Source organism: Terrabacter lapilli (genome assembly GCF_039531305.1).
Classification (GTDB): Bacteria; Actinomycetota; Actinomycetes; order Actinomycetales; family Dermatophilaceae; genus Terrabacter; species Terrabacter lapilli.
This window is the reverse complement of the sequence record NZ_BAAAPU010000003.1, coordinates 624,078-641,516: the sequence shown is the minus strand read 5'-3', so window position 1 is coordinate 641,516 and position 17,439 is coordinate 624,078. Positions and strand designations below refer to the sequence as shown.

19 protein-coding genes and 1 tRNA gene are annotated in these 17,439 nt (G+C 71.4%); 12 read left to right on the top strand and 8 right to left on the bottom strand.

Annotation, left to right across the window (positions count from 1 at the left end; translation table 11 throughout):
- The first annotated feature begins 157 nt into the window (after positions 1–157).
- The 4 genes from ABD241_RS04355 (at position 158) to ABD241_RS04340 (ending at position 3,453) form a co-directional block, all read left to right on the top strand.
- Positions 158–886 carry an amino acid ABC transporter ATP-binding protein gene (locus ABD241_RS04355; protein ID WP_344059526.1) on the top strand — a complete coding sequence of 243 codons (729 nt, stop codon included), beginning with the start codon at positions 158–160 and terminating at the stop codon, positions 884–886.
- A gap of 99 nt (positions 887–985) precedes the next feature.
- The gene (locus tag ABD241_RS04350) at positions 986–1,819 is read left to right on the top strand and encodes a transporter substrate-binding domain-containing protein (protein ID WP_142183869.1); all 834 of its coding nucleotides are present in this window, start codon (positions 986–988) and stop codon (positions 1,817–1,819) included.
- A 69-nt stretch (positions 1,820–1,888) separates the two neighbouring features.
- Positions 1,889–2,554, top strand: a complete 666-nt coding sequence (locus tag ABD241_RS04345; RefSeq protein WP_344058781.1) for an amino acid ABC transporter permease — start codon at positions 1,889–1,891, stop codon at positions 2,552–2,554.
- Complete coding sequence (locus ABD241_RS04340; protein WP_344058779.1) at positions 2,551–3,453, top strand: amino acid ABC transporter permease; 903 nt, start codon at positions 2,551–2,553, stop codon at positions 3,451–3,453. Before ABD241_RS04345 ends, ABD241_RS04340 begins: the two co-directional genes overlap by 4 nt.
- 186 nt (positions 3,454–3,639) lie before the next feature.
- Here the strand turns inward: ABD241_RS04340 and ABD241_RS04335 are convergent.
- From ABD241_RS04335 to ABD241_RS04320, 4 genes are all read right to left on the bottom strand, one after another.
- A tRNA-Asn gene (locus ABD241_RS04335) sits at positions 3,640–3,712 on the bottom strand.
- Positions 3,713–3,806: 94 nt separating this feature from the next.
- The gene (locus tag ABD241_RS04330) at positions 3,807–4,268 is read right to left on the bottom strand and encodes a hypothetical protein (RefSeq protein WP_344058778.1); all 462 of its coding nucleotides are present in this window, start codon (positions 4,266–4,268) and stop codon (positions 3,807–3,809) included.
- 56 nt (positions 4,269–4,324) lie between these two features.
- Positions 4,325–6,280 carry a DNA primase gene (gene dnaG / locus ABD241_RS04325; RefSeq protein ID WP_344058777.1) on the bottom strand — a complete coding sequence of 652 codons (1,956 nt, stop codon included), beginning with the start codon at positions 6,278–6,280 and terminating at the stop codon, positions 4,325–4,327.
- A 51-nt stretch (positions 6,281–6,331) separates the two neighbouring features.
- The gene (locus tag ABD241_RS04320) at positions 6,332–7,561 is read right to left on the bottom strand and encodes a deoxyguanosinetriphosphate triphosphohydrolase (protein ID WP_344058775.1); all 1,230 of its coding nucleotides are present in this window, start codon (positions 7,559–7,561) and stop codon (positions 6,332–6,334) included.
- Between the two features lie 115 nt (positions 7,562–7,676).
- Here ABD241_RS04320 and ABD241_RS04315 point away from each other — a divergent pair, with 115 nt between their 5' ends.
- A complete protein-coding gene (locus tag ABD241_RS04315) occupies positions 7,677–7,808 on the top strand; it encodes a hypothetical protein (protein WP_344058773.1) in 132 nt (43 codons plus the stop codon).
- A 10-nt stretch (positions 7,809–7,818) separates the two neighbouring features.
- Here the strand turns inward: ABD241_RS04315 and ABD241_RS04310 are convergent, their stop codons facing one another.
- On the bottom strand, positions 7,819–8,457 hold the full coding sequence (locus tag ABD241_RS04310; protein ID WP_344058771.1) for a YdeI/OmpD-associated family protein: 639 nt from the start codon (positions 8,455–8,457) through the stop codon (positions 7,819–7,821).
- A gap of 58 nt (positions 8,458–8,515) precedes the next feature.
- Here ABD241_RS04310 and ABD241_RS04305 point away from each other — a divergent pair, with 58 nt between their 5' ends.
- Positions 8,516–9,220: a hypothetical protein gene (locus tag ABD241_RS04305; protein WP_344058769.1), complete on the top strand. Its 705-nt coding sequence runs from the start codon at positions 8,516–8,518 to the stop codon at positions 9,218–9,220.
- A 3-nt stretch (positions 9,221–9,223) separates the two neighbouring features.
- Here ABD241_RS04305 and dusB read toward each other — a convergent pair whose 3' ends face one another.
- Both dusB and ABD241_RS04295 read right to left on the bottom strand, forming a co-directional pair.
- Positions 9,224–10,477 carry a tRNA dihydrouridine synthase DusB gene (gene dusB / locus ABD241_RS04300; protein ID WP_425580704.1) on the bottom strand — a complete coding sequence of 418 codons (1,254 nt, stop codon included), beginning with the start codon at positions 10,475–10,477 and terminating at the stop codon, positions 9,224–9,226.
- 30 nt (positions 10,478–10,507) lie between these two features.
- Positions 10,508–11,236, bottom strand: coding sequence for an alpha/beta fold hydrolase (locus ABD241_RS04295; RefSeq protein WP_344058765.1), 729 nt, complete (start codon positions 11,234–11,236; stop codon positions 10,508–10,510).
- A gap of 25 nt (positions 11,237–11,261) precedes the next feature.
- Between ABD241_RS04295 and ABD241_RS04290 the strand changes: the two genes are divergently transcribed.
- Positions 11,262–12,101 carry a sulfurtransferase gene (locus ABD241_RS04290; RefSeq protein WP_344058763.1) on the top strand — a complete coding sequence of 280 codons (840 nt, stop codon included), beginning with the start codon at positions 11,262–11,264 and terminating at the stop codon, positions 12,099–12,101.
- A 74-nt stretch (positions 12,102–12,175) separates the two neighbouring features.
- Here the strand turns inward: ABD241_RS04290 and ABD241_RS04285 are convergent, their stop codons facing one another.
- Positions 12,176–13,570 carry a glycine--tRNA ligase gene (locus ABD241_RS04285; protein WP_344058761.1) on the bottom strand — a complete coding sequence of 465 codons (1,395 nt, stop codon included), beginning with the start codon at positions 13,568–13,570 and terminating at the stop codon, positions 12,176–12,178.
- A 78-nt stretch (positions 13,571–13,648) separates the two neighbouring features.
- Here ABD241_RS04285 and ABD241_RS04280 point away from each other — a divergent pair, with 78 nt between their 5' ends.
- The 5 genes from ABD241_RS04280 (at position 13,649) to ABD241_RS04260 (ending at position 17,309) form a co-directional block, all read left to right on the top strand.
- Positions 13,649–13,939, top strand: a complete 291-nt coding sequence (locus tag ABD241_RS04280; protein ID WP_344058759.1) for a DUF6703 family protein — start codon at positions 13,649–13,651, stop codon at positions 13,937–13,939.
- Positions 13,940–14,003: 64 nt separating this feature from the next.
- On the top strand, positions 14,004–14,987 hold the full coding sequence (locus ABD241_RS04275) for a metal ABC transporter substrate-binding protein (protein WP_344058757.1): 984 nt from the start codon (positions 14,004–14,006) through the stop codon (positions 14,985–14,987).
- Entirely contained in the window at positions 14,984–15,838 is an 855-nt protein-coding gene (locus tag ABD241_RS04270; RefSeq protein WP_344058755.1) for a metal ABC transporter ATP-binding protein, read from the top strand. Before ABD241_RS04275 ends, ABD241_RS04270 begins: the two co-directional genes overlap by 4 nt.
- The gene (locus tag ABD241_RS04265) at positions 15,835–16,893 is read left to right on the top strand and encodes a metal ABC transporter permease (RefSeq protein ID WP_344058753.1); all 1,059 of its coding nucleotides are present in this window, start codon (positions 15,835–15,837) and stop codon (positions 16,891–16,893) included. The genes ABD241_RS04270 and ABD241_RS04265 overlap by 4 nt, the downstream gene beginning before the upstream one ends.
- A complete protein-coding gene (locus ABD241_RS04260; RefSeq protein WP_344058751.1) occupies positions 16,890–17,309 on the top strand; it encodes a Fur family transcriptional regulator in 420 nt (139 codons plus the stop codon). Before ABD241_RS04265 ends, ABD241_RS04260 begins: the two co-directional genes overlap by 4 nt.
- Positions 17,310–17,439: the final 130 nt, after the last annotated feature.

The window sequence follows — 17,439 nt, the reverse complement described above, 5'->3', positions numbered from 1 at the left end:
GGCGGACGCATACGCGATCGGACACGGCCTCACGATTCGGGCACGGTCGCCCCCGGGGGTACTTCGTCCCGCTCGAAACCGATAGGTTGCGCGGATGGACGACGTGAAACCCGACGCCGGGACACAAACGGACCGGCAGCTGGCGCCTCGAGACCCCATGGTCGTCATCGAGGGCGTCAACAAGCACTTCGGCGACCTGCACGTGCTGCGCGACATCAACCTGACCGTGGGCAAGGGTGAGGTCGTCGTCGTCCTCGGCCCCTCCGGCTCGGGCAAGTCGACGCTGTGCCGGGCCATCAACCGTCTCGAGACGATCGAGTCGGGCACCATCTCCATCGACGGGAAGCGGCTGCCCGAGGAGGGCAAGCCCCTGGCGGAGCTGCGCGCGGACGTCGGGATGGTGTTCCAGTCCTTCAACCTCTTCGCGCACAAGACGATCCGCGAGAACGTGACCCTGGGGCCGGTCAAGGTCCGCAAGAAGTCCAAGGCGGACGCCGACCGCCAGGCCAACGACCTGCTCAAGCGCGTCGGCGTGGAGGCGCAGGCCGACAAGTACCCCGCCCAGCTCTCCGGCGGCCAGCAGCAGCGTGTGGCGATCGCCCGCTCGCTGGCGATGGGCCCGAAGGTGATGCTCTTCGACGAGCCCACCTCGGCCCTCGACCCGGAGATGGTCAACGAGGTCCTCGACGTCATGGTCGAGCTGGCCCGGGAGGGTATGACCATGATCGTCGTCACCCACGAGATGGGCTTCGCCCGCAAGGCTGCCGACCGCGTCGTGTTCATGGCCGACGGCCAGATCGTCGAGGTCGGCCCCCCGCAGGAGTTCTTCACCAGCCCCCGCAGTGAGCGCGCCAAGGACTTCCTCGGCAAGATCCTCACCCACTGAGCACTCCAGCCACCAGATCCAGACGAGCCACCCTTTCCAACCGGCAGGGAGCGGCGCGCACACCGCGCGCACGCCGGACACCACCCAGGAGGAACCCACATGAAGGCACGACGACTCGGAGCCGTCGCAGCCGCTGCCACGCTCGCACTGACGCTGGCCGCCTGCGGCTCCGGCGACAAGGCGGGTAGCAGCTCGAGCGGAGGCAAGGGCCTCAAGATCGGCATCAAGTACGACCAGCCGGGTCTCGGCCTCAAGAAGGGCAGCGACTTCACCGGCATGGACGTCGACGTCGCGAAGTACGTCGCCAAGTCCCTCGGCACCAGCGAGGGCGACATCACCTGGGTGCAGGCGCCGAGCGCCCAGCGCGAGACGCTGATCTCCACCGGCCAGGTCGACATGGTCGTGGCGACGTACTCGATCACCGACAAGCGCAAGGAGAAGGTGAGCTTCGCCGGGCCCTACTTCATCGCCGGCCAGGACCTGCTCGTGCGCAGCGACGACAACTCCATCACCGGACCCGACACGCTAGCCGGCAAGAAGCTCTGCTCGGTCACCGGCTCGACCTCGGCTCAGAAGGTGAAGGAGAAGGTCCCCGGCGTCAACCTGCAGGAGTTCGGCACCTACTCCGAGTGCGTCGCGGCCCTCGCCTCGGGCGCCATCGACGCCCTCACCACCGACGACACGATCCTCGCCGGCTACGCCGCGCAGGACCAGTACAAGGGCAAGCTCAAGGTCGTCGGCAAGCCCTTCTCCACGGAGAAGTACGGCATCGGCATCAAGAAGGGCGACACGGCCCTGTGCCAGAAGATCACCGACGCCATCAAGAAGATGGTCTCGGACGGCTCGTGGCAGAAGGCGGTCGACAACAACCTCGGCCCGGCCGGCTACAAGCCGGGCACCGGCAACCCGCCCACGCCGGACGCCTGTTCCTGACCGACCGTCCCGGGGGGCGAGGGCCGCACGACGGCCCTCGCACCCCGGGTTCAGCATGAGAGGTGATGGATGGGCGACATCCTCAGCAACTACGACATCCTCGGCGCCTTCTGGGTGACGATCCAGCTGTCGGTCCTGTCGGCGATCGGCGCGCTCCTGATCGGGACGGTGGTCGCGATCCTCCGAGTGTCGCCCGTTCGCACGCTGCGTCTGCTGGGCACGAGCTACGTCAACATCTTCCGCAACACCCCGTTGACCCTGCTGATGGTCTTCAGCATCCTCGGCCTGTCGTTCATCCTCGGGATAACGCTCTCGTCGAACCTCTCGCGCAACGCCTACCTGTGGGCCGTCGTGGTGCTGGCCGTCTACCACGCGGCATTCGTCTGCGAGGCGCTGCGCAGCGGCGTCAACACCGTCCCCGCCGGCCAGGCCGAGGCGGCCCGGTCCATCGGGCTGACCTTCTCCCAGTCGATGCGCGAGGTGCTCCTGCCCCAGGCGTTCCGCGGGGCCATCGCCCCGCTCGGGTCGACGCTCATCGCCCTCGTCAAGAACACGACGGTCGCGGCCGTCATCCTCGGCACGGAGGAGTCCGCCGGCCTGCTCGCCAAGATCACCGAGAACGAGGGAGCGAGCCTGCCCACCTTCTTCCTCTTCGCCCTCGGCTTCGTCATCCTCACGCTGCCGATCGGCGTGCTGTTCACCCACCTCTCCCAGCGTCTGGCGGTGAAGCGATGAGCTCGCAGATCGTCCTGTTCGACGCGCCGGGGCCCAAGGCCCGGCGCCGCCACGCCATCCTCACCGTCGTGGGGATCGTGCTCGCCCTCGGGCTCCTGTGGCTGGTCATCCGCAAGATGGGCGAGGCGAACCAGCTCGAGGGCTACATGTGGTCGCCCTTCGTGACCGACCCCGACGTCTGGACGCAGTACCTCCTGCCGGGCCTCTGGGGCACGCTGAAGGCCGCCGCGCTGTCGGTGGTCTTCGCCGGCATCTTCGGCCTCGTCTTCGGCATGGCGCGGCTCTCGGCGAGCCGCTGGATCAACCTCCCGGCGGGCGTCATCGTGGAGTTCTTCCGCTCGGTGCCCGTGCTGATCATGATGGTCTTCTTCTACTTCGGCTACTTCGCCACGAGCGACCTCGTCTCCGCGCAGAACGCGCCGCTCGCCGCCGTCGTCCTGGCACTGACGCTCTACAACGGCTCGGTCATCGCCGAGCTCGTGCGCTCGGGCGTCTTCAGCCTGCCGAAGGGCCAGAGCGAGGCCGGGCTCTCGATCGGCCTCACGCCCGGGCAGGTGCTGCGCTCGATCCAGCTGCCCCAGGCCCTCACCGCCATGCTGCCGGCCCTCGTCGGCCAGCTCGTCGTGGTGCTCAAGGACAGCGCGCTCGGCTACGTCATCACCTACCCCGAGCTGCTCAACGCCGCCAAGACGCTGGGGTCGGCGTACGCCAACACCGTCCCGGCGTACCTCGTCGCGGCCGCCATCTTCATCGTCATCAACTACCTTTTGACCCGGCTGGCGGCCCTCGTGGAGCGCCGGCTGAAGCGTCGCGGCGGGTCGCGCCCGGTCGGCCTCGAGGACGCCGTGACGGAGGTCGGTCCCGGCGTCCCTGGCGGCGTCACCAGTCGCGACGCCTGACGCCCACCGGAACACCCGACGACACCCGCTGGCACTGCGCCCGCGGGTGTCGTCGTCCCCCGCCGAACCCCGCCGAAACGTGCGGTGAGCCAGCGCCTCCACCCGGCTGGCCCAGCGCCGACCGACCGCCGACGACACGAGGAAGGGCCCCGACACCAGTGGTGTCGGGGCCCTTCCTCGTCGGTGCTCCCCCGATTGGACTCGAACCAATAACCTGCCGGTTAACAGCCGGCTGCTCTGCCAATTGAGCTACAGGGGAATGCTGCTCGGAAACCATAGCAAAGGGACTGGCCCCACACTAAATCGGGGGTCGGCACCCACCGTGGCGCCCGGAGCCCCGCGTCACGCCCGGCTCACAGCCCCACCTCGGAGCGGAGGCGAGCCAGCCGCTGGGCCGCCTCGCGGGCGACGTCGGGGTCGGCGAGGTCGGCCCCCCTGCCCGGGATGGTCTGCTCCAGCAGGGCTCCCGTGGCGAGGTCCTGGCGGATGACGACGCGTACCTTCCGGCGGCCGGCGGTGCGGAACTCGTCGGCCAGCACGACGCTGGCCTGCAGACGCTCACGCAGCGCCTGCTGCAGCAGCGACGGCTCGGTGATGCGCCACCGAGAAGGCGTCGCGTGGTCCACCCAGGTGACGGTCAGCAGGGACGACTCGCCCTGCCACGTGGCGGCCTCGGCCTCGTGCCACGGTCGGCGCCAGCCCACGGAGCCGTCCGCCCCGACGAGGACCAGGTGGTGCGTCGTCGCGACGACGTGGGCGCGGCTGCTCTCGTCGAGGGCCCACGCCAGCACCTGCTCCCCCGTATGGAGGGGCACGGCGGATCGCACCTCTGCAGGGAGGGCCGGTCGGCGCCGGCGGTCGAAGAGTCCCATCAGCCCATTCCTGCCTTGATCGCGGCCAGCTCGCGCTGCAGCGTCTGCAGCTGCATGCCGAGCTCGCGCGTGCGCTCCGGGGACGGTGTCTCCCCGTGGTCGAGGCGGCGCATCTCGCTCATCGAGTCCGCGATGCGGCGGGTCAGGGCGATGGTGCGCACGCGGTCGAAGAGCTCACCGACGTAGCGCGACGTGGGCAGCCCGGTGTTGGGGTCCATCCGAGTGGGCAGCGTGTCGACGGCCAGCTCGCTGACGAGGCCGGCGACGGGTGAGGGCGCGTTCTCGGTCACGGCCGCGATCCAGGCGCCCGTGCTGCCCCTGTCGGCTCCGTGGTGGGCGATCCGGATGCCGTCGAAGACCGCCCGGTGCGCCGGCGCGGAGAAGGACTCGGGCGTGAGCAGGTCGATCGCGCCCGGCTTGAACACGGTGGGGAACTGCAGCAGCACCTGGAGGAGCTGGCGCTCGGCGAGGACCACGGGGTCACGGCGGTCGGGGACCGGGAAGACGCCGGCCTCCGGGGCGCCACCGTGCTCCTCGTAGGGGTCCCGGCCGGGACCGGCGCGGTGACCGTCCCGCCCGTCCGCCGCGCTGCGGGCGGCACGGCTGTCGTCGTCGACCTTGAGCTTCCCGGCGCGCGAGACCTCGCCGGCCACCTGCTCCACGTCGAGCCCCAGCATGCCGGCGACCTCCCGGGTGTACTCCGGCTGCAGGGACCGGTCGCGGATCGAGGCGACGATCGGGGCCACCGCGCGGACCGCCTGGATGCGGCCCTCGGCGGTCGCGAGGTCGAAGCGCTTGATCGTCGTGCGGGCGGCGAACTCGAACATCGGCACGGCGTCCTCGATGAGCGCCTGCACCGCCGGGTCTCCCCCGGCCTGCCGCAGCTCGCACGGGTCCTTGCCGGACTTCTCCACCGCCACGAAGGACTGCGAGGTCCACTTCTCGTCGTCGGCGAAGGCGCGCATGGCGGCCTTCTGCCCGGCGGCGTCGCCGTCGAAGGTGAAGATGACCTTGGCGGGGGCCAGGCCCGCCTCGTCGCGCATGAGGCGGCGCAGCGTCTTGATGTGGTCGGCGCCGAAGGCCGTGCCGCACGTGGCCACCGCGGTGTCCACACCGGCCAGGTGACACGCCATGACGTCGGTGTAGCCCTCGACGACGACGGCCTGGCGACCCTGGGAGATCTTCTTCTTCGCCAGGTCGAGGCCGTAGAGCACGGTCGACTTCTTGTAGATCGGCGTCTCGGAGGTGTTGAGGTACTTCGCCTCGATGCGGTCGTCGTCGAAGAGACGGCGGGCCCCGAAGCCGACCGTGTCACCGGTGATGTCGCGGATCGGCCAGACGAGCCGGCCCCGGAACCGGTCGTAGAGCCCGCGCGCACCACGGCCGGCCAGACCTGCGGTGACGAGCTCGTCGTCGGTGAACCCCTTGGCGCGCAGGTGGCGCACGAGGTCCTCACCGCCGCGCGGCGCGAAGCCGACGCCGAACTGCCGGACGTGCTCGCTGTTGAAGTCGCGCGCCCGGAGGAAGTCACGGCCCTGCCGAGCGGCCTGGCTGCCGAGCAGCAGCTCGGTGTAGTACTCCTCGGCCACGCGGTGCGCCTCGATGAGCCGGCTGCGCCGTCCGAGGCCCTCCTCGCGCGGCCGGTCGCCGTTCTCGTAGCGCAGCTCCATGCCGAGCTTCTGCGCGAGCCGCTCGACCGCCTCGGAGAAGCTCAGGTGGTCGACCTTCTGCACGAAGGAGATGACGTCGCCGCCCTCGCCGCAGCCGAAGCAGTGCCAGGCACCGACGGCGGGACGGATGTTGAACGACGGGGTCTTCTCGTCGTGGAAGGGGCACAGGCCCTTGAGCGATCCCGGGCCCGCGGAGCGGAGCGTCACGTGCTCGCGCACGACGTCCTCGATGGACGACCGCGCCTTGACCGCCGCGATGTCCTCGCTGTTGATCAGCCCCGCCATCTGCCTCCTGTCGCTGCCCGTGATCCTAGTTCGTCGGCGCGAGGGTGCTCGTCACCGGCACCACCGGCTGTGGAGGGCCAGGGCGCGCACGTCGGTCAGCGAGGCCACCTGGTCGACCACCACGCGCAGCCTCTCGCCGTCGTCGGCGGCCACGGCGTGGTCGGCGCGGAAGGCCACGTCCAGACGCTCCTCGGGGGCGGCGGCATACGCCTCCACGAGGTCGCGCACGACGTCACGCTGGGTCGACATGACGGCGAGCCGCTCCTCGGCGGTCATCACGAAGTGGTTGGCGACCGCCTTGAGCACCGAGCACTCGGCGCGCGTGGCGTCCGGCACGACGAGGTCGGCCTCGAACCGACAGAGCGGTCCGGGGCCGTGGCGCTCGCGGGTCGCCACCTCGACCGAGAGGACGAAGCGCCCGATGAGCCGGCTGGTCATGTCCTTGAGGCGCGCGAGGTCGCTGCGCGAGCCGTCGTACGCCGTGGGCACGGCCCCGGACTGCAGCAGCCGTTCCAGCGCCGCTGCGAGGACGTCGCTCGCCAGGTCGGGCGCATACGTGCGGCCGGCGATCTCCACCACGTCGGCGAGGTCGTCCGAGTGGAGCACGCGCGGGTCGATCCAGCCGGACGCGATGGCGTCCTCCACGTCGTGCACGGAGTAGGCGACGTCATCGGACCAGTCCATCACCTGCGCCTCGAAGCACGGCGCGCCGGGGACCGAGCCCTCCCGGATCCACTCGAACACCGGCAGGTCCGAGGCGTAGACGCCGAACTTGCCTGTGCCCGAGGGTCCCTCGCCTCGCTGCCACGGGTACTTGGTCGCGGCGTCGAGGCACGCACGGGTGAGGTTGAGCCCCGCCGAGGTCCCGTCGGCGTGGAAACGCTTGGCCTCCAGGCGGGTCAGCAGTCGCAGCGTCTGCGCGTTCCCCTCGAAGCCCCCTATCCCCGCGGCGATCTCGTCGAGCACCGTCTCGCCGTTGTGGCCGAAGGGCGGGTGACCGAGGTCGTGGGCGAGGCAGGCCGTGTCCACGACGTCGGCGTCGCAGCCCAGCGCCGCACCGAACTCCCGACCGATCTGCGCGACCTCGAGCGAATGGGTGAGCCGGTTGCGGACGAAGTCGTCGTGGCCGGGCGCGAGGACCTGGGTCTTGGCGGCCAGCCGGCGCAGCGAGGAGGAGTGCACGACCCGGGCCCGGTCCCGGGCGAAGTCGTCGCGGTCGGCCCGCTTCTGCGCGGGATCCTCCGCGACCCAGCGCTCACGGTCCCGACCCTCGTATCCCACACCGGAACTCTAGGCGGCCGGACCGGTGCCACCGGCTCGCCGCACCCGGGAGCCGCCGGGAAGGCGCATACTGCAGGGATGGAGCCGCTCAGGCTTCCAACCGGAGGAGCGCGCCATGGGCGACAAGTCACCGAGATCCCACATGTCCACCAAGGCCAAGTCGCTGAAGGAGAAGCGGGCCGACAAGCACGCCAAGGCGGCGGCCAAGGACCACATCGAGATCATCCCGCCGAAGGGCAAGCGCTAACCGGCGCCCTTCACCCGAGCTCGGACCGTAGGCGGCGCACCCACGCCGGCTCGGTGCCGTAGCGCTGGATCCTGATGAGCCGCAGCTCCGTGCAGTCGCGCACGAGCTCGGCCATCCGTCGGTCGCGGGTCGCCTCCTGCTTGGCCGTCAGGACCCAACTCGTGGCGACCTTGCGGTACGACGGCGTGGCGGCGTCCCAGAACGCCGAGGCCCGGGCGTCGGCCCGCAGCTGGGCCTCGTAGCTCTCGGGCAGGGCCAGGTCGCCGTTCTCGTACGAGTAGACGCCGGAACGGTCCTCGCGCCGCCTGTCGAACGCCGCGAGGCCGGCCGGTCGCATCCGCCCGGCCGCGGTCAGCTCCTCCACGGCCCGGATGTTGACGGTGCTCCAGGTGCTTCCCGGCTTGCGTGGCGTCCACCGCTGGCGCACGGTGTCCTCGTCGACGCGCTGGACCATCGAGTCGATCCAGCCGAAGCAGAGCGCCTCGCGCACGGCCTCGGCCCACTCGAGGCCGCGCTGCTCGACGTGCTTCTTCCGCAGTCCCATCCACAGCTCGGTGGCGCTCTCGTGGTGCACCTCGAGCCACGCGCGGAAGTCCTCGGCGTCGTCGAAGAAGACCGCCGGCCGTTCCTCGGTGCCGCCCTCGTGCATGGGGCGATCCTGCCACCGGGCGGCGACACGCGGCAGCGTCGCTGCGAGGATGGCCGGCGTGACCGACCGCATCGTCCTCGCCGCCCGCAACAACGCCCTCTGGTGCGACGCCGTCGCCCGGTCCCACGGGGTGACGACGACGCTCGACGACCTCGCCTGGTCCGCCGCGACACGCACCCCGCCCTACTACCCGGACGCCGTCACGCTCTCCGCCGACGTGGGCGAGTACGACCTCCTGGCCCGCATCGACGACTCGGACGGCTGCTCCGTCAAGGACTCGTGGTCCCGGCTCGACCTGACCCTCGAGGACTTCGCCCGGCTCGTCGTCGGCGAGTGGGTCTGGCTCGACCCGTCGGTCCCGACATCCGCCGGGCGCGCACGCTCGTGGCGCCGCCTCGGGACACCGGACGAGATGGCTGCGTGGGTCCGCGCCTGGGCGAGCGACCCGGACGCCGAGGCCATCCTGCGGCCGTCGCTGCTCGAGGTCCCGGGCGTGCACGTCCTCGCCGCCCACGCGTCCGAGGACCCGTCCTCACCCGTGGTCGCCGGAGCCGTCGTGCACGTCACGGGCGAGGTGGCCGGCATCGGCAACGTCTTCGCCCTCGACGGCGACGTCCCGGGGACGTGGCGCGAGGCCGCCGCGGCCGCGCGCGGGGTCGTCGGCGACATGCCCCTGGTCGGCTGGGAGGCGGGTGACTCCGTCGACGCAGCGGTCGCGGCCGGGTGCGAGCGGCTGGGGCCGCTCACCGTGTGGCTGAAGTGAGGCTCAGCCGCCGCTGACCGACAGCTCGGCCTCGGCGATCGTGCGACGGTGCTCCTCCGAGAGCTCGCGCGACTCGAGCCAACGGTCGGGCAGAGCCACGGTGCGCGGCGAGCCCGCACGGCCGCGCTGGCCCTCTGCCGCCTCGCCGGGCCAGGGCGCGTCGGGGTCGAGCGTCCCGAGCAGCGTCTCGAGCGAGGCCATCGAGTCGACGAGCGCCAGGGAGCTGCGGATCGTCGAACCGGCCGGGAAGCCCTTGAGGTACCAGGCGATGTGCTTGCGGATGTCGCGGCAGGCGCGCTCCTCGTCGCCGTAGAACTCACACAGGTATGCCGTGTGCTTCCGCAGCGTGGCGGCGACCTCCCCGAGGGTGGGCGTCACCCGCGCCGACGTGCCGGCGAAGGCCGCGGCGAGGTCGGTGAAGAGCCACGGGCGCCCGAGGCAGCCTCGGCCGACGACGACCCCGTCGCAACCGGTCTCGCGCACCATCCGGAGGGCGTCGTCGGCCGACCAGATGTCGCCGTTGCCGAGGACCGGGATGCTCGTGACGGCCTGCTTGAGCATCCGGATGGCGCTCCAGTCGGCGGTGCCGGAGTAGGACTGGGCAGCGGTGCGGCCGTGCAGCGCGACCGCCGCGACGCCCTCCGCCTCGGCGGCCAGGCCGGCGTCGAGGAAGGTGAGGTGCTCGTCGTCGATGCCCTTGCGCATCTTGACGGTCACGGGGATGTCGCGCCGGGCGCCCTCCTCGACGACCGCTCCGACGATGGCCTTGAACAGGTCCTTCTTCCACGGCAGCGCAGAGCCCCCGCCCTTGCGCGTGACCTTGGGGACCGGACAACCGAAGTTGAGGTCGATGTGGTCGGCGCGGTCCTCCTGCACGAGGATGCGGGCCGCAGCCCTGGCCGTGGCCGGGTCGACGCTGTAGAGCTGGATCGAGCGCGGGTTCTCGTCGGGGTCGTGCTCGATGAGGCGCATCGTCTCGGGGCTGCGCTCGACGAGCGCGCGCGTCGTGATCATCTCGCTGACGTAGAGGCTCGTGGCGCCGCTCGCGCCGTTGCTCGAGGCGAGCGCGGTGCCCTCGTTGCCGTACTCGCGGCACAGCCGCCGGAAGGCGCGGTTCGTGATGCCGGCCATCGGGGCCAGTACCACAGGGGACTCGATGACGTGGCGGCCGATCCGCAGGGGTGGCAGCACGGCGCCCGCCGCCGCTGCGGTGGGGTCGTCGGTGGCGGTCTCACCGGCCTGCGTCGGGGCTGTCATCACGTCGGTCACGGGCTCGATTGTCCCCGATCACGCGCGTGGCGCCGAATCGAGGACGTCTCGGGTGAAGCGCAGGAGGGCGTCGGCGAACGCCTCCGGCTGGTCGAGGTTCGACAGGTGGCCCGCCCGCCGGATCACCTCCTCGCGAGCGCTGGGACACGCGCGGAGGCAGGCCCGCACCCCGATCCGCAGCTGGTCGAACTGGCCGTTGAGCAGCAGGACGGGGCAGTGCACGTGCTCGAGCATCGTGGGCCGGCAGCGCGTCATGACCTCTCGCCAGGCGGTGGCGGTGGGCGCGAAGAAGTAGCCGCCCGCGATGACCGGCTCGATGCGCTCGGCCGGGTAGAGCCGGCGCAGGATCCGGTCGTTGAGCCGCGTCATGCGGTCGGGACCGAGCCGGTCGGTCAGCGCCGCGACCCCACGGTAGACGGCAGCACCCGGGCCGGTCGGAGTCGCGCTCGCCCCGGCCAGGACGAGCCCGTCGAGCGCGTCGGAGTGGTCTGCGGCATACGCCATCGCGGCGTAGCCGCCGAGCGAGTGTCCGACGAGGACGACCGGCGCATCGGGCGGGACGGCGCGGACCGCCTCGTCGATGACCTCGACGCACCGCTCCAGCGTGAAGGCCTCGGCGACGCGGGTGCCGTGTCCCGGCAGGTCCACGAGGGTGAGGTCGACGTGGTCCCGCAGCAGCGCGACCTGCGGCGCCCACTGGCTGCTCGCCAGGCGGGAGCCGTGGACGAGGACCAAGTGAGCACGCACAGCGCGAGGATGCCACGATGAGCCGGTGAGCCACCTGCTGAGCGCCGCCGACCTCGCCCACGAGATCGAGGGCGTCGTCGTCCTCGACGTCCGCTGGGCCCTCACGACCGCCACCACCAGCGCCGGCCGGGCCGACTACGACGCCGGCCACGTGCCGGGCGCGTTCTTCGTCGACCTCGACGGCGAGCTCGCCGGCCCGGCGGGTGAGGGCGGCCGTCACCCGCTCCCGGACCCCGCGGTGGTCGAGGCGCTGGCCCGCCGCGCCGGCATCACCGAGCGCAGCCGCGTCGTCGTCTACGACGCCAAGGAGTCGTATGCCGCCGCGCGGGCCTGGTGGGTGCTGCGCTGGGCCGGCGTCCCCGACGTCCGCGTGCTCGACGGTGGGTATGCCGCCTGGTTGGCCGCCGGGCTCCCGGTCTCGACGCAGGAGCCCGCCGACAGGAACGGCGACTTCGTGGTCCGTCCCGGACAGCTGCCGACCCTCGACGCGGCGGAGGCCGCACAGGTGGCCCGGAACGGGCTGCTGCTCGATGCGCGGGCGCCCGAGCGCTACGCCGGCGAGATCGAGCCCATCGACCCCGTCGCCGGCCACGTCCCGGGGGCGGTCAACAGCCCCACCTCGGCCTGGCTCGCCGAGGACGGCACCTTCCGCAAGGACCTCGCCGAGCACTGGCAGCGGGTGGCGGACGGTCGAGGAGACGGCACCGGGACCGTCGGCGTCTACTGCGGGTCGGGGGTGACTGCGGCCCACGAGATGCTCGCGCTCGCCGAGCTGGGCATCGACGCGGTGCTCTACCCGGGATCGTGGAGCGAGTGGATCCGCGACACCTCCCGCCCGGTCGCCACGGGCCCGCAGCCCGGCTGACCCGGCGCCCGCATGCGTATGCCGCCTGCCCGGGCGGGCAGACGGCCATACGTCAGCGTGGTGGAGCCGCGGCCTCAGCAGCCGACGAGGCGCTGGGCGAGGTAGCCCTCGACCTGGTCGAGCGCGATGCGCTCCTGCGCCATCGTGTCGCGCTCGCGGATCGTCACCGCGTGGTCCTCGAGGGTGTCGAAGTCGACCGTGATGCAGTACGGCGTGCCGATCTCGTCGTGGCGGCGGTAGCGCTTGCCGATGGCGCCGGCGTCGTCGAAGTCGACGTTCCAGTGGCGACGCAGCTGCGCGGCGAGGTCGCGTGCCTTCGGGGACAGGTCGGCGTTGCGCGACAGCGGCAGCACCGCGGCCTTGACCGGCGCCAGGCGCGGGTCGAGGCGCAGCACGACGCGCTTGTCGACACCGCCCTTGGTGTTGGGCGCCTCGTCCTCGGAGTACGCGTCGACGAGGAAGGTCATCAGCGAGCGCGACAGGCCGGCTGCCGGCTCGATGACGTACGGGGTGTACTTCTCACCGCTCTGCTGGTCGAAGTAGACGAGCTCGGTGCCCGAGTGCTCGCTGTGCGTCGACAGGTCGAAGTCGGTGCGGTTGGCGATGCCCTCGAGCTCGCCCCACTCGGAGCCGGCGAAGTTGAAGCGGTACTCGATGTCGACGGTGCGCGAGGAGTAGTGCGAGAGCTTCTCCTTGGCGTGCTCGTAGTGGCGCAGGTTGTCGGGGTTGATGCCGAGGTCGGTGTACCAGCGGGTGCGCTCGTCGATCCAGTACTGGTGCCACTCCTCGTCCTCGCCGGGCTTGACGAAGAACTCCATCTCCATCTGCTCGAACTCGCGGGTGCGGAAGATGAAGTTGCCGGGCGTGATCTCGTTGCGGAAGCTCTTGCCGGTCTGGGCGATGCCGAACGGCGGCTTCTTGCGCGAGGCCTGCATGACGTTGTTGAAGTTGACGAAGATGCCCTGAGCCGTCTCGGGGCGCAGGTAGTGCAGCCCTGACTCGTCCTCGATGACGCCGAGGTAGGTCTTGAGCATCATGTTGAACTCGCGCGGCTCGGTCCACCGGCCCTTGGTGCCGCAGTCGGGGCAGGTGATCTCGGTCATCGGGATCGAGTCGGGGTCCTCGATGCCCTTCTTCTCCGCGAGCGCCTCCTGCAGGTGGTCCTGGCGGCGGCGGCGGTGGCAGTTCAGGCACTCGACGAGCGGGTCGGTGAAGGTGCCGACGTGGCCGGAGGCGACCCACGTCTCACGGGGCAGGATGATCGAGGAGTCGAGGCCGACGACGTCGTCGCGGCTCGTGACCATGGCCTTCCACCACTGGCGGCGGATGTTCTCCTTCAGCTCCACGCCGAGCGGACCGTAGTCCCAGGCGGACCGCGTGCCTCCGTAGATGTCGCCGCTCGGAAAGACGAAGCCCCTGCGCTTGCAGAGGCTGACGACGGTGTCCACGGTGGATGTCTGCTTGGCCATGCCGCACAGGTTATCGGGCGGGCGCCACTGCTTTGCCACGCGTCCGGGGTATGCCGCCGCGTCCCCTAGGCTCGTTGCGTGGCCCTGAGCTTCCGTTCCCGTCTCGAGCACGCCTCCGCCCCCTGGGTCGAGCGGCTCAACACCGTCCCGCGCCCCGTCGGGCTGGCCGTGCTCGTCGTCCTGCTCGTCGTGGGGGTCCTCGCACCACGCCCCTGGAGCGGCATCGCCTTCCTCGTCGTCTCCGCCTTCGTCGGCTGGCTGCTCTTCCTCACCTGGCAACGGCTGACGCTCCCCGAACGGCTGATGCGCCTGGCCGTGCTGGTCCTGGCCCTCGCCGTGGCCGTCGTCGGGATCGTCCCCGCCGGCTGAGCGCCAACCCCGTTCGCGAGAACGGTTTTGACAATCATTCTCACTTCAGCGGAGGATGGCTGCCATGCCCCCTCCCCGTGTGCGCTCCCGGCGCAGTAGAGGCGCCGTACTGCTGACCGCCGCTGCCCTGGCGCTCGGGACCGCCGCCTGCGGCACCGCCTCCAGCTCCGGCGCGGGCACGGGCTCGCCGGCCGTCAGCGACGAGGCGGTCGTCACCTCGTTCTACCCGCTGCAGTTCGCGGTGGAGCAGATCACCGCAGGCGCCGTCCCGGTCACCGTCCTCACCAAGCCGGGCACCGAGCCGCACGACCTCGAGCTGGCACCCCAGGACATCGCGCGGATGAGCAAGGCGCGGCTCGTCGTCTACGCCGACGGGTTCCAACCCGCCGTCGACGAGGCCATCGCCGAGGTCCAGCCCACCTCGGTCCTCGACGTCGCCGACGCCGCTGACCTGTCCCTGACCCTGGCCGAGGAGTCGGGCCACGCCGACGAGTCCGTGCAGGAGCACAGCGCCCACGACCACTCCGGGACCGACCCGCACTTCTGGCTCGACCCCCAGCGCTACGCGGCGGTGGCGAAGGCCATCGGCGCACGACTGGCGAGGGACGACCCGGCCCACGCGGCGGCATACGACCGAAACACCGCCTCCTTCGTCGCGAGGCTCACGGCTCTCGACGGGCAGCTGCGGTCCGGCCTCACGTCCTGCCGGTCGAAGGTGCTGGTCACGAGCCACGCGGCCTTCGGCTACCTCGCCCAGCGCTACGGCCTGCAGCAGCACGGCATCACCGGCGTCTCCCCCGACGCCGAGCCGAGCGGCGCCGGCCTCAAGCAGATCGCCGACCTCGTTCGGAGCCAGGGCGTGACGACGATCTACCAGGAGACCCTCGTCGAGCCCCACTTCGCCGAGACGGTCGCCGGGTCGACGGGCGCCTCGGTCGCGACCCTCGACCCGCTCGAGGGCATCACGTCCGCGTCCGCGGGGAAGGACTACTTCGAGGTGATGCGCAGCAACCTCACCGCGCTGCAGAAGGGGCTGGGGTGCTCATGACCGCCGACGCCGTGAAGACCATCGACTCCCCCGGCGAGGAGGTCGTCATCGAGCTGAGCCACGCGGCCTTCGGCTACGGCGAGCGCGCCGTCCTGCGCGACGCGTCCTTGACCGTCCACCGCGGCGAGATCGTGGCGATCGTGGGCCCCAACGGCTCCGGCAAGTCGACGCTGATGAAGGGCATCCTCGGGCTCAACGAACGGGTCTCGGGCAGCGTGCAGCTCTTCGGCGTGCCGGGCGAGGACCTGCACGAGCGCGCCCGCCTCGGCTACGTCCCCCAGCGCCACACCCTCTCGGCCTCGGTCCGCGCCACGGCCGAGGAGATCGTCGCCACGGGCAGGCTCCCGCGCATCGGCTGGCTCGGACGCCTGCGCGCCACGGACCGTCAGCTCGTGGCCCGGGCGCTGGACCTGGTCGGCCTCGCCGACCGGGCCGCCACCGAGGTCAGCACCCTCTCGGGGGGCCAGCAGCGCCGGGTCCTCATCGCACGCGCCCTGGCCGGCCAGCCGGACGTGCTCATCATGGACGAGCCCACCGCGGGTGTGGACGCTGCGAACCAGCACGTGCTCGCCGACGTCCTCGTCCGCCTGATCCAGCGCGGCGTCACCATGCTCATCGTCACCCACGAGCTCGGCGCGCTCGAGCGCCTGCTGACGCGGATCGTCGTCGTCGACACGGGCCGCATCACCTTCGACGGCACGCCGCAGGAGTACGCGCTCGCCCGTGACCGGGTGCACCACGACCACGACAGCCACCACCACGACCTCGAGCTCGACGCGCACCACGCCGTGGCGCACGGGCCGCTCGACACCGACCACACCGACATCCACTCGAGGGGGGCCAGGCCGTGATCGAAATGCTCTCCGTCGACTTCATGCAGCGCGCGCTGATCGCCGCCCTGCTCGTGGGGACCGTGGCCCCCATGGTCGGCATCTTCCTCGTGCAGCGCCGACTGTCTCTCATCGGCGACGGGATGGGCCATGTGGCCCTCGCCGGAGTGGCCGTCGGCCTCGTCACGGGGGCGGCGCCCGTCCTCACCGCGCTGGTCGCGGCCGTGCTCGCGGCCGTCGTCATCGAGCTGTTGCGCGCCAAGGGCCGCACCAACGGCGACGTCGCGCTGGCCGTGATCTTCTACGGAGGCATCGCGGCCGGTGTCGTCATCATCAGCAAGTCGCCCGACGGCACGCCGGCCAACCTCATGAAGTACCTCTTCGGCTCGATCCTCACGACGCAGCGCGGCGACCTCTACGTCTTCGCCGGCCTCGCGCTCGTCATCGCCGTGACGACCTGGGCCCTGCGCCCTCGCCTCTTCGCCGTCGCCAACGACGAGGAGTACGCCCGCGCCGTGGGACTTCCGGTGCTGCCCCTCAACATCGTGCTGGCCGTCCTCACCGCGACCACGGTGGTCGTGGCGATGCGGGTCGTCGGGCTGCTGCTCATCAGCGCCCTCATGATCGTGCCGAACGCCGCCAGCCAGCTGATCGCACGCTCGTTCAGCGGCGGCCTGCGGTGGGCCATCGCCCTCGGTCTCGTCTCCTCCGTCGGGGGCGTCGCGCTCTCCTACCCGCTCAACACCCCCTCGGGAGGCACCATCGTGCTCCTCGCAGTGGCCCTGTTCGTCGTGACGGCCGTCGTCACCGGCATCGCCGCGAGGGCGGGCAGCAGGCGACACGCGGTCGCCGAGACGCATGCGCACGAGCACGGCGTCGAGTGCGGGCACCAGGCGGTGACCCACGGCGACCACGTCGACTACCTCCACGACGGGCACCTGCACGCCGCGCACGAGGGCCACTACGACGAGCACGGCGTCCACCACGACCACGAGGCACCCGACACCGCCTCGTCACCAGACGGGAGCGAGCCGGCGAGCGCCGCCTCGCGGAGCACGACAGGACCGACACCATGACCAGCAGCAACAGCGCCAAGACTGCGGCCCTCTCACGCAAGCCGACCCGTCAGCAGGCTGCGGTCGCCGAGCTGCTCGAGCGGTCCGACGACTTCACCTCGGCCCAGACGGTGCACGCGCGGCTGCGCGAGGCCGGCGCCGGCGTCGGACTGGCCACCGTCTACCGGACGCTGCAGTCGATGGTCGAGGCCGGCACCGTCGACGTGCTGCGCACCGACGACGGCGAGGCCGTCTACCGCGCGTGCTCGACGCACCACCACCACCACCTCGTGTGCCGCAGCTGCGGCCGCACCGTCGAGGTGGAGGGGCCGGCCGTCGAGCGGTGGGCCGACAAGGTCGCGAGCGAGCACGGCTTCACGGCAGTCACGCACACCCTCGAGATCTTCGGCACGTGTGCCGGCTGCGCCGCCTCCTGAGAGTCACAGCCCGAAGGAACGGGTCCCTTAGGTCCCGCTCTGTGGTCTTGCGGCGGCGCACGACACAGGTCGACCCTGATCGGAAGGCCGCGTGAGCGGTGACGGACCGCGTGCGGCACGACCCGAGGGG